This window comes from Acetobacter sp. UBA5411, from assembly GCF_002409645.1.
Classification (GTDB): Bacteria; Pseudomonadota; Alphaproteobacteria; order Acetobacterales; family Acetobacteraceae; genus Acetobacter.
In genome coordinates this window covers 17,691-29,206 of the sequence record NZ_DHNR01000028.1, presented here as the reverse complement: position 1 = coordinate 29,206, position 11,516 = coordinate 17,691, and the positions used below count along the sequence as shown (strand labels likewise).

At 54.9% G+C, this 11,516-nt stretch carries 8 protein-coding genes; 6 read left to right on the top strand and 2 right to left on the bottom strand.

What is annotated here, in order from left to right:
- Positions 1 to 546, top strand: a 546-nt coding sequence (locus tag B3759_RS08735; protein WP_291365572.1) for a TetR family transcriptional regulator C-terminal domain-containing protein, incomplete at its 5' end; no start/stop codon positions are given.
- Here B3759_RS08735 and B3759_RS08730 read toward each other — a convergent pair.
- A complete protein-coding gene (locus tag B3759_RS08730; protein WP_291365571.1) occupies positions 467 to 1,927 on the bottom strand; it encodes an NCS1 family nucleobase:cation symporter-1 in 1,461 nt (486 codons plus the stop codon). The genes B3759_RS08735 and B3759_RS08730 overlap by 80 nt on opposite strands.
- Positions 1,928 to 2,054: 127 nt before the next feature.
- Between B3759_RS08730 and hydA the strand changes: the two genes are divergently transcribed.
- Positions 2,055 to 3,455, top strand: a complete 1,401-nt coding sequence (hydA, locus tag B3759_RS08725) for a dihydropyrimidinase (RefSeq protein ID WP_291365570.1) — start codon at positions 2,055 to 2,057, stop codon at positions 3,453 to 3,455.
- 143 nt (positions 3,456 to 3,598) lie between these two features.
- On the opposite strand, the gene B3759_RS08720 is transcribed toward hydA, so the two are convergent.
- Positions 3,599 to 4,654 carry a 2OG-Fe(II) oxygenase gene (locus B3759_RS08720; RefSeq protein WP_291365569.1) on the bottom strand — a complete coding sequence of 352 codons (1,056 nt, stop codon included), beginning with the start codon at positions 4,652 to 4,654 and terminating at the stop codon, positions 3,599 to 3,601.
- 212 nt (positions 4,655 to 4,866) lie between these two features.
- On the opposite strand from B3759_RS08720, the gene B3759_RS08715 reads away from it, so the two are divergent.
- The 4 genes from B3759_RS08715 to B3759_RS08700 all read left to right on the top strand — a co-directional run bounded on the left by B3759_RS08715 (position 4,867) and on the right by B3759_RS08700 (position 11,370).
- Positions 4,867 to 7,284, top strand: a complete 2,418-nt coding sequence (locus B3759_RS08715; RefSeq protein ID WP_291365568.1) for a TonB-dependent receptor — start codon at positions 4,867 to 4,869, stop codon at positions 7,282 to 7,284.
- A gap of 141 nt (positions 7,285 to 7,425) precedes the next feature.
- The gene (locus B3759_RS08710; RefSeq protein ID WP_408736471.1) at positions 7,426 to 8,784 is read left to right on the top strand and encodes an NAD(P)-dependent oxidoreductase; all 1,359 of its coding nucleotides are present in this window, start codon (positions 7,426 to 7,428) and stop codon (positions 8,782 to 8,784) included.
- Positions 8,785 to 8,801: 17 nt separating this feature from the next.
- A complete protein-coding gene (gene preA, locus B3759_RS08705; protein WP_291365567.1) occupies positions 8,802 to 10,070 on the top strand; it encodes an NAD-dependent dihydropyrimidine dehydrogenase subunit PreA in 1,269 nt (422 codons plus the stop codon).
- Between the two features lie 40 nt (positions 10,071 to 10,110).
- The gene (locus B3759_RS08700; RefSeq protein WP_291365566.1) at positions 10,111 to 11,370 is read left to right on the top strand and encodes a M20 family metallo-hydrolase; all 1,260 of its coding nucleotides are present in this window, start codon (positions 10,111 to 10,113) and stop codon (positions 11,368 to 11,370) included.
- Positions 11,371 to 11,516 lie beyond the last annotated feature (146 nt).

Sequence of the window (11,516 nt, the reverse complement as noted above, 5' to 3'; positions counted from 1 at the left end):
GTCTGTGATCTGCCCAAAGCAAATGTCCTCTATTATTTCAGCACCAAGGAAAAGCTCTATCACGCGACGCTGGAGCGTTTTCTTGATGGTTGGCTGGCTGACGCCGATGCGTGGATTTCAGAAAAGAACCGGCCCTATGACGGCTTGCTGAAATACGTTCAGGCAAAAATTGTTTTCTCCCGGCGCAAGCCGGAAGTCTCCCGTCTCTTTATGCAGGAGCTTCTGTCCGGCGGTGGCCAGATTGAAGGTTTTCTGAAAATCACGCTGAAAGAACATGTCGAAAGACTGTCTGACGTTTTCAGGATCTGGCAGGAGCGGGGCCAGATGAAGGCGGTGAATGTTCCGCACTTCATGTTTCTGCTCTGGTCCATGACCCAGTCTTACGCCGACATGCAGGTCCAGTTTGCGGCTGTGCTGGGTCGGAAGAAGCTCCTGAAAAGCGATTATGACGATGGTCTGACCACCATCATGCAACTGCTTTCTTCTGTGTGCATTGATGAGGAAACATCTGCGCCAGCAGAAGATAGCATCCGAGCGCGGTCATAAATCCGGCGACGCAGGACAGGTTCCGATACTCCGCAAAAGCCGCGAAAAAGATAAAGCTCAGCCCGCAGAGTGTGCCCGCGACAAGGGCGCTGATTGCGACAGGATTGATGCCGCCCTGATACCAGTAAGCATCGTGTCGATCTGAGGAATAAAGAGCCTCAGGCTGGATATGTTGCTTTTTGATGATGTAGTAATCGGCCAGAAGAATGGCGACCATCGGCGTGATGCAGCTTCCCAGTACATCAAGCGTGAGATGAACCAGTTCGGGACGTGCATACAGGTTCCACGGTGTGACGATGATGGCGCCTGTCGCAGCGATCAGTCCTCCCTGACGCCATGATAGTCGGTTAGGCGCAATGTTGGAAAAATCAAAGGCTGCGGAAACAAAATTCGCAGAAATGTTGATACCAATCGTGGCTGTCACGACGGTCAGAACACCGAGAAGGGCTGTTGTCAGGCTGGTAGTTTTGACGACCGTTTCCACCGGGTCAAAAATCAGATGACCGAAGACGGGGAGCGTCAGGGCGATCGTCAGCAGGGTCAGGAAGGCAAAAGCCAGAAGATTGAAGGGGAGGCCCCAGAAATTGCCGCTCCGGATCGCACGCATGCTGACGCCATAACGTGCAAAATCTCCAAAATTGAGAATGATCGGCGAGAAATAGGCGAAGATCAGTGCCATGGCGTTCACGATGCCGGAGAACTGCTGTGTGAAGGTTGGGTGTGTCGCGACATGGAACATGTGAAACGAGACATGACCGCCCGTCTTGAAAAGGAGCCAGCCGTCGAGAAGCGCCATCATGCCGTAAATGATGGGACCGGCCCAATCGATGAAATGGCGGATGGCGTCCATGCCGTTCCAGAAAACCATGATCTGAAGGGTCCATACGGTCATGAAGGCGACCCAGCCCACCAGTGAGAGCCCGACAAAGCCATGTTGAGAGGCGATGGCCCAGGGCTCAATGGCAGGCCAGAGTTTAACGGCAAGCACCACGAGAGCATTGGAGGCCAGCCAGGTCTGGATGCCGTACCAGCCTATGGCGATCAGTCCGCGTATGAGAGCGGCGAGGATGGCGCCGTAAACACCGAACGTCATACGGACCACGACGGGAAACGGAGCGCCTGTGCGGAAGCTGGGGGCGGCCACAAGGTTGCACGCCACCTGCACCACCAGAATGCCGAGGAGCAGGGCGAGGAACACGTCCTGAAGTGGAAGCCCCATGACAAACAGGCTGCTGACCGTCACATAGCCCGCCACGCTATGAATGTTGGACATCCACAGAAACAGATAGTCCTTGCCACCCCATGTGCGTTGGGTCACCGGAGCCAGATCGTCATTGATCAGGCTGGATGAACTGGTCTGGGGTGATGAAGGGCCGCTCATGGTGCTCTCCCTGAGAACATGATTCGTTTCCGAAATATCTTATTGACCAGATAGTCAGAATAACAATACGGTTTCGACATGAAATGTGGAGAAATCCACGATTCCTGGAATAACGAAGGACGCGCTCATGCTGCATATCAGAGGCGGTGACGTTGTAACGGCAGAACGCACCATGCGGGCCGATGTGCTGTGTGGCGACGATGGGCGGATTCTTCAGGTCGGACCGGATCTGGAAACACCTGCGGGTTGCGATGTTGTGGATGCTGGTGGTCTGCTGGTCATGCCGGGCGGCATAGATCCGCATACGCATATGGAAATGCCCTTCATGGGCACGATTGCCACCGACGACTTCTTCACCGGAACGGCTGCCGGTCTGGCGGGCGGCACGACCAGCATCATTGATTTCGTGATCCCCGGCTCGGGACGTGGACTGCTGGATTCATGGAAGGAATGGCGCGAAAAGGCGACGAAAGCGGCGTCTGACTATGGGTTTCATGTCGCCATCACCGAGTGGAACGATCAGGTGCACCGCGACATGGGCACGCTTGTTGAAGAATGCGGCGTCAATTCCTTCAAGCATTTCATGGCCTACAAGAATGCCCTGATGGTCGAGGATGATACGCTGCTTCGGTCCATGAAACGGGCGTCGGAGCTGGGTGCGATTTGTACCGTTCACGCTGAAAACGGTGATGCCGTGGCTTATCTCCAGCAGGATCTTCTGGCGCAGGGGCGAACCGGGCCGGAGGCGCATCCTGTGTCGCGGCCACCGGAAGTGGAGGGCGAAGCTGCCCAGCGCGCCATTACGCTGGCGGGACTGCTGGGTGTGCCGGTCTATATCGTGCATGTCTCGACGGAGCAGGCGGCGAAAGCCATCGCGGATGCCCGCATGAGAGGGCAGGAAGTGTACGGCGAGGTCCTGCCGCAGCATCTCGTGTTTGACGAAAGCGTCTATGAAACCTCGGACTGGCTGAAAGCGGCGCGCTATGTCATGAGCCCGCCGTTCCGTCCCCGTCATCACCAGTCATCACTGTGGGGCGGCCTCATGTCCGGTCAGTTGCATACGACGGCAACGGATCACTGCTGTTTCTGTGCGAACCAGAAAGAAGCGGGGCTAAAAGATTTCACGCGCATTCCCAACGGAACGCCGGGGATTGAGGATCGAATGAGTGTGCTGTGGCACTATGGAGTGAAAAAAGGTCGCCTGTCTCCGGAAAATTTCGTGGCTCTGACTTCAACCAACACGGCCCGGATTTTTAATATCTATCCGCAAAAAGGAGCCATTGTACCCGGAGCCGATGCCGACATTGTCCTGTGGGATCCGGATGCTGAACGGACCATTTCGGCTGCAACGCATCATCAGAACGTCGATTACAATATCTTTGAAGGGATGACCCTGACCGGTCTGGCGCAGACCACGATCAGCAATGGAAAGATCGTCTGGCAGGATGGTGATTTGCGGGCGGTCAAAGGCGCTGGACGTTATCTCAGCCGTTCGGCTCTGAAGCGTGCGCCTCGTAAGCCTCTTTGATAATTTATAAGGCATTTGAAAAAGAGACTGTGATTTGCGGACTTTGCTCCGCAGTTCACAAGGGGCTCACGGTTTTGGAGATTGCCTTGTCTGTTAAACACAAGACGGGCAATCGGTGTTGTTTAACTGTTTGAGAAATACGTCTATTTCTGCTCAGAAACTTTGTGTTCCATCATGTCCTCCTGACTGCGGGCATAAGCCAGTGAATCTTCGTTGAAGGCAAAGGGTAGGCATGCATAGCGCCTGCCTTCTGTGACAGGTCGGACGGCATGCATGAGGGCGCTGGAAAAGATGAGGGCACCACCGGCAGGAGGACAGAACCCTTGGTCTGAAAATTCGGGGAAAACCAGTTCTCCTCCCTTGAAATCATTATTCAGATTAAGGGAGATAGCAAAAAGTCTGTGAAACGCGCCTTTGACCGTGTTGTCCCGATGTGGTCCGAAACCACCTAGTTCGGCGGCGTCATAACATCCGATAATCATGCGATCCATGCCGGTGACGGTGCACTGAAAACTCTTGCGAATTTCTGGAACGACACGTCGGATGATTCGAGCCTGCAACCCCCGGACCAGTGATTCATCGCGTAAAACACAGTCATGTCTGCGTTTGAACGATTGGCTGACCGTCTGGATAGCAGCTCCTTCGCTATTGCGGGTCAGGATGCCGGAGAAGTTCTGTGGTTGGCTCTGATAATATGAAATAAGCGTCTGACAGAATTGTGGTTCAAGGACGTCATCAAGCATGAGGGCAGGGATGGGGCCATTCTGGAAACGGGGCGCATGATCCAGCCACTGGTTCAGGTGTTTCGCAACATCGGGGCTGTCGGGGAGAACCAGTTTTATTCTGAGCATCGGGTCCACAAGAACCCAGAGAGTCTGGTCACTGGCGACATTGTAAAGCCTGTGCACAGCATGGTCTTTGTCAAAAACGATGATGCTGTCGGCTGTAGGGAGATCAGAACAGGAATTGGTGCTTTCCTGACAGTCTCCTGCAATACAGAAGATTTCCAGAATACCGTTCCTGCGTTTCGCTTCAAGGTCACGGAAGGCCTCGGTGCCGAAGGCTGGGGGCGCAGAGTGATCTGAAGGCATAAAGATTAGCAGACTGTACCGCCCGGCAGCCATATCGAAACTATAGCGGCCCCAGTCCGTGTTGGCTTTCTGTAGAAACAGGGGAGCGGGGTCGCCGGGGAGGATCATAGGGTCTGTTCTCTGATCGTCAGTGTTTATCGTTTATTATATTGAAAATACTGACTATTCCAGATTTTTCGTTAGATTTCATTTCCTGGAAAAAAGCAGACAACAAAAAACTTAACCATCAGGTCGAAATATCGTTGCGAATCAGGATCAAAAAATTATAGTTATTCAATATCGATCACTTTTACGTTTCGATGCTGGAGCAGGAAAAGAATATGGTCCGGAAACGCCTTTCAGTTTTTCATTTCCTTCTGGCAGGGACGATCTGTGGGGAGACAATTCCAACTGAGTATGCGGCGGCGCGGGATACGACGCTTCCCGCGAAGGCGACAAAAGCAGCCAACGGCAGTAGCGTGGTAAAAAAGCCCGTTATTTCCAGACCGCGGTCCGTGAAAGCCAGTGGCCCCGGAGAAGCAATTCATGTGACGGGCCGCACAGCGTCTCCTCAGGGTGTGACGGGACGGCAGCCGGGCGGTGGTCTCATGCGCCTCGAAACGCGTGCCGGAACCATCCAGTCAGTAACACGCGATTTTATCGCCAAGCAGCCACCATCAGCCAACCCCGTGCAGGTGCTGTCACTGACTCCCAGCGCCTTTGTTACGCTGACCGAGCCCTACGGTATTGCTGGCGGTAATCTGACCTTGCGTGGATTGCCGGGTGACCATGTCGGCTGGATCTATAATGGCGCGCCAGTCAATGACGTGGGTGACGGTGGGTTTTATGCCAACCAGACGTCCGACGGTGATAACCTGAAATCGGTCTCTCTTACGCCGGGATCAGTCGATATCGATACGCCGAGCATTTCCGCAGCAGCGGGTGCAGCTTATGCCGATTTGATTGATCCATCACATAAGCGTGGTGGTTTTGTCGATTTCTCCTATGGTTCCTATGACATGCACAGAGAATTCGTGCGGTTGGAAACCGGCGATATCGGCAAAACGGGTGTGCGCGCTTTTGCTTCATTCTCGAATACGGCGGCAGATAACTGGCGTGGTCCGGGAAAGTTCACCCGCAAACACGTTGATTTTAAACTGATCAAGGATTTTACACCGGAAAGCCGCTGGACAATCAACGCCAGCTATAACACCAATCAGTTGCAGCTTGATATGTATCCGACCAAGGATCAGTTCGCGCAATATGGCAAGAAACTGGATTACAGCTCTCACTTTAATAAGAACAACCCAACGGACTACTACAAATATGGTCTGGATGCTTTCCAGAACCTTATTGCTTCCGCACCGCTTTCTTTGAAACTGGCGGACGGTCTCCGATTTGACGATACGCCCTATCTTTGGTGGGGATCCGGAACCAGTGGCGGTGTGAGCACGATTGAAGACGGTCAGACCTTTTCGGGTAATCAGCCTGTGGACGTGAATGTCGCGAACGGCACAACCGTCTATTCACCGCTGTATTTCAGCTACCACAGGACGGGCAACAACGCGAAAGTCACATGGACCAAGGGGATCAATACGCTGACCTTTGGCTGGTGGTATGAATGGTCGCGCACCAATCAGGCCACTCCCGTCTCCTACATCAATCAGAATGATGGTGGTCCTGCCAACATTTATGGTGATTACGGTCCCAATATCTATCGTCTGGCTAATGGCAAGAAATGGTACCTCAACAATCATAATACGTTCACGCAGGTGAACATGCTTTATCTGGGTGACAAGCTGAAGCTTCTTAATGACAAGCTGGAGTTACAGGCTGGCGTGCGTCTGGCGATGGTCAGTCGCAAGGTCAACAGTTATGTGCCCAATATTGTGCAGAATCGTGGGCAGAATGTGTTTGAACCTCTGCCGCAGTTCAGCGCCAGCTATACATTCAATTCCCATCATCAGTTGTATCTGCGGGGATCGACCAGCTTCAAGATGCCCAACAACAACACGATGTTCGAGCTGTATAATGTGAACGGCAGCATGTCGACGGCGCCTTCGGACAATGTGAAGCCGGAATATTCAATTAACGAAGAAATCGGTTATCGTTATCATGATGATATCTTCGTCGGTGACATCTCCTTCTTCAACTACAACTTTACAAACCGTCAGATGGCGGTCCTGAGTTACTTTGGTAGCGCGCCTATGGCGACGACAATGAATGTTGGTAACCAGACCTCACGAGGCGTTGACGTCCAGCTTGCGACACGTCCGATCTTTGGTCATTTTCGTCCCTATGTCAGCTTCGAATATCTCGATGCGACCGTGGACTCCGACATTCACTATCTGAACGATTACCTGCGCACCAAAGGCAAACGGCCTGCACAGACACCGCATGAAATGGGAGCCCTTGGTGTCGACTGGGATAACGGCCACATATTCCTTGATCTCAACCTGAAATATGTCGGATCTCAGTATGCAACTCTTCTCAATGATGAGAAACTGCATCCTTACATTTCCGACTCACTGACGGTCGGTTATCGCTTCTCCAATGTCTGGTATCTACATTCGCCCCAGATTCAGCTTAACTTCCAGAATCTGGCGGGTTCTCTCTACAGAAATGGCGTCTATTCGATGACACCGTTCGCCCACCCGACGACCGGCGTGTATGGCACGCAGTATACGTCCGCTTCGGCTCCGACCTATACCCTCGCGCCGCCTCTCTCGGTTTCCTTTTCAATGTCCACCGGTTTCTGATTTTCCTGTCATGTTCAGGGAGAGCCCGTCGGTGAAAGCTGACGGGCCTTTTTTATATTCGATAAAAACCTGACTGAATGGTCAGAAAAACATTGCGTAAACGAATCATATTCGCCACGATCAGGTGGAACAGGAATCTTGATGGATAAACAGCCAATGCCATCCCCCGATATCGCAACCGGCCGTCTGACTCAGCTTGAGCTCAATCACAATTTCTCCGATGCGCATCCGCCGCTTACCCATGAGCAGGCGCTGGTCGAAGCGGAACGCTGCTTCTATTGCTACGACGCGCCGTGCATCGAAGCCTGTCCCACCAGCATCGATATTCCCCGTTTCATCCGGGCGATTGCGACGGGCAACATGCAGGGATCGGCCCGCACGATTCTGGATTCCAATATCCTCGGCGGCTCCTGCGCCCGGGTCTGTCCGACAGAAATTCTGTGTGAGCAGAAATGTGTGCATAACACGCTTGAAGAAGGTCGGCCGGTCAGGATTGGGCAGTTGCAGCGTCACGCGACCGACTGGCAGATGGAGCATGGCGGCCAGCCTTTCCGTCGTCAGCCAGAGACGGGCCGGCGTGTGGCGATTGTCGGGGCAGGGCCTGCGGGTTTGGCGTGCGCTCATCGCCTTGCGATGTATGGTCATGACGTGGTGCTGTATGATCGTCATGCAAAAGCGGGTGGTCTGAATGAATATGGCGTTGCAGCCTACAAGCTTTCAGATGACTTCGCGCAGAAAGAGGTGGATTTCCTTCTTGCTATCGGCGGGATTTCGGTTGTCGGCGGCAAGACGCTGGGGGTCGACTTCAGTGTCGGAGAACTCAAGAGCGACTATGATGCCGTGTTCCTCTCAATTGGTCTCACTGGCGTCAGGCAGTTGGAACTGGAAGGTGAGGCGCTCGACGGCGTTCAGGACGCTGTTTCCTTTATTGAGACACTGCGGTCGATGCCGAAAACCGATGTGCCCGTCGGACGGCGTGTCGTCGTGATCGGCGGTGGCAACACGGCCGTTGACGCCGCCGTGCAGGCGCGGCGTCTGGGAGCGGAAGAGGTGACGCTGGTTTATCGCCGTGGTGCGGAAAATATGTCGGCGACAGCGGTCGAGCGGGAATGGGCGCAGACCAACGGTGTCACTGTGCGGTTGTGGGCATCCCCCGTAGCGATCGTGCAGGAGGAGGGTGCGCTTGCCGGAGTGGAGTTCGCGCGGGGTTCGCTCAATGAGTCTGGCAAACCTGTCTATGATGCGGACGACAGGTTCTTCATTCCGGCGGATATGGTGCTGAAAGCTGTTGGGCAGATCTTCTGTCATGACCCGATCAGCGGCGAAGAAATTGCAATTGAGAATGGTCGTATCATGGTGGATGCTGATTATCGCACCAGCATGAAGGGCGTTTACGCGGGCGGTGACTGCACGCCGGGCGAAGACCTGACGGTTGCGGCAGTGCGGGACGGACGGGATGCGGCGGAAGCCATCAATGCTGCTCTTTCGAGCGCGGCATAAGAGAGGGGAACGGGAATATGGCTGACCTGACAACAGTTTTCGCGGGCATTCGCTCTCCCAATCCTTTCTGGCTCGCCTCCGCGCCGCCGACGGACAAGGAATACAACGTCCGTCGCGCCTTCGAGGCTGGCTGGGGCGGTGTCGTCTGGAAGACGCTCGGCGAAGATCCGCCAGTCGTGAATGTGAGTTCGCGTTATGGGTCTCTGGACTTCAACGGCGCACGCATGATTGGCCTGAACAATATCGAACTGATTTCGGACCGTCCTCTTGCGACCAATATCGCGGAAATAAAGGCGGTCAAAAGGGATTATCCTGACCGTGCTGTCATCGTCAGCCTGATGGTACCGTGTGAGGAGGATAAATGGAAAGCCATCCTTCCAATCGTTGAAGAAACGGGCGCAGACGGTATCGAGCTGAATTTTGGCTGTCCGCACGGTATGTCCGAGCGAAACATGGGTGCCGCCGTGGGGCAGGTGCCTGAATATGTGGAAATGGTCACCCGCTGGTGCAAGCAGAACACCCGCATGCCGGTGATTGTGAAACTGACGCCCAACATCACCAATATTCTCATGCCTGCGCGTGCTGCCAAGCGGGGTGGTGCGGATGCTGTGTCACTCATCAACACCATCCAGTCCGTGATCGGCGTTGATCTGGACCAGATGGCGCCCATGCCGGTCGTGGGAGGGCTGGGAACGCATGGTGGATATTGCGGACCAGCGGTAAAACCGATTGCGCTGCGCATGATTGGCGAGATTGCTCGTGATCCTGAAATGGCCGGTATGCCGATTTCAGGCATTGGCGGTATCGGCTCCTGGCGTGATGCAGCTGAGTTTCTGGCGATGGGATCGACCACGCTTCAGGTCTGTACGGCGGCGATGCATTACGGTTTCCGCATTGTCGAGGACATGGCGGACGGTCTTTCCGCATGGATGGACCAGAAAGGCTACAGCTCGATCGACGATGTTTCCGGTCGCGCGCTCAAGCAGTTCGTGCCGTGGAATCAGTTGAACATGAAGTTCAAGACGATTGCGAATATCGATCAGGATGCCTGCGTCAGTTGCGGCCTGTGTCACATCGCCTGTGAGGACACATCGCATCAGGCGATCGCTAAAACACGTGTCGATGGCGAACGACACTATGAAGTGATCGAAGAAGAGTGCGTAGGATGCAATCTATGCGCCCATGTCTGTCCGGTCGATGGATGCATTACAATGGAGCCGCAGCCGGTCGAGGGGCATCTGACATGGCCAGAGCATCCCAATAATCCGCATCGTGTCATGGCATAACTGTCTGTTTCCTGATTTAGTCTGAACAAGGAGAAAGAGCGTGTCCCAGTCGGTCAAAGGCAGCAATCTCAGGGTCGATGGTAACGCCCTCTGGGTGGATCTGATGGAAACGGCTCAGTATGGCGGCACGCCGAAGGGAGGCATCCGCCGTCTGACGCTCACGGATGAAGACCGACAGGTCCGCGACTGGTTCGTGCGCACCTGCACCGATCTGGGTTGCGAAGTGTCCTTTGACTCCATGGGGAATCTCTTTGCTCGCCGTCCCGGACTGGACAATGCGCTGCCACCCATCACGATGGGTAGCCATCTGGATACGCAGCCGACGGGCGGAAAGTTCGATGGTATTCTGGGCGTGCTCGGCGGCCTGTCCGTGCTCCGCGCGCTGCATAATTCCGGTTACACGACACGCCATCCCATCGAGGTCATCAACTGGACCAACGAGGAAGGCTCACGCTTTTCACCGCCGATGATGTGTTCCGGTGTTTTCGCAGGCATTTTCACGGAAGCGGAAGTGCTGGACAAGCGGGATCGCGCCGGTATCCGTTTTGGTGATGAACTGGACACGATCGGTTATCGCGGCAAGGAGCCCTGCGGTCAGCATCCGATCTCGGCGTATTTTGAACTGCACATCGAGCAGGGGCCGATTCTGGAGGCCGAAGACAAGACGATCGGCATTGTCACCGGCATTCAGGGCGCGCGCTGGTATGAAGTGACGGTGCGCGGCAAAGATGCTCATGCCGGTTCAACACCGATGCCGCTGCGTCATGACGCGCTGGTTGCGTCCGCCGGGATGATCATGGCGGTCAGTGAAGTAGCGAAAGCGCATGGTCCGAGCGCGGTGGGCACTGTGGGGCTGCTCGAAAACCGTCCGAACAGCAGCAATGTTGTGCCGGGTGAGGTGTTCTTTACCATCGACATCCGCGACCCGGATGATGCGGTGGTGTTGCAGATGGAGCAGGAGCTTCGCGGAAAGCTGGAGACAATCGCGCAGGAGAACAGCGTCGAACTGGAGATCGTGCAGATATGGGACGCGCCGGCTGTTCACTTCGATGCGGCTTGTGTTGGCATGGTGGAGGAAGCGGCGACGGAGCACGGTTACAGCGCACGTCGGATCGTGTCCGGTCCCGGCCATGACGCTGGTTATGTGGCCAAGGTCGCACCGACAGCGATGATCTTTGTGCCCTGCAAGGATGGCCTCAGTCACAATGAGGAGGAGAGCATCCTGCAACAGGATGCGGAGATGGGCGCGAACGTGCTGCTGGCGGCCGTGCTCAAGGCGGACCAGACGTTCGATCAGTAAAGTAAGCAGCTCGGTTCTGTAGAAGGCCGGATGGGCGGGGCAAACCGCACCCATCCGGCCTTTTCTGCGTGTGAGGCGCATGAAACCGACGTTTTGACCGGGGAGGGGCTTGCATCCCGCGCCGGTGTGAGTGATCACGCAAGGGA

What these genes read in the sequence shown, in the direction of transcription:
- B3759_RS08730 (WP_291365571.1), bottom strand. Translation starts at nt 1,927, where the DNA reads ATGAGCGGCCCTTCATCACCCCAGACCAGTTCATCCAGCCTGATCAAT.
- hydA (WP_291365570.1), top strand. Translation starts at nt 2,055, where the DNA reads ATGCTGCATATCAGAGGCGGTGACGTTGTAACGGCAGAACGCACCATG.
- B3759_RS08720 (WP_291365569.1), bottom strand. Translation starts at nt 4,654, where the DNA reads ATGATCCTCCCCGGCGACCCCGCTCCCCTGTTTCTACAGAAAGCCAAC.
- B3759_RS08715 (WP_291365568.1), top strand. Translation starts at nt 4,867, where the DNA reads ATGGTCCGGAAACGCCTTTCAGTTTTTCATTTCCTTCTGGCAGGGACG.
- B3759_RS08710 (WP_408736471.1), top strand. Translation starts at nt 7,426, where the DNA reads ATGGATAAACAGCCAATGCCATCCCCCGATATCGCAACCGGCCGTCTG.
- preA (WP_291365567.1), top strand. Translation starts at nt 8,802, where the DNA reads ATGGCTGACCTGACAACAGTTTTCGCGGGCATTCGCTCTCCCAATCCT.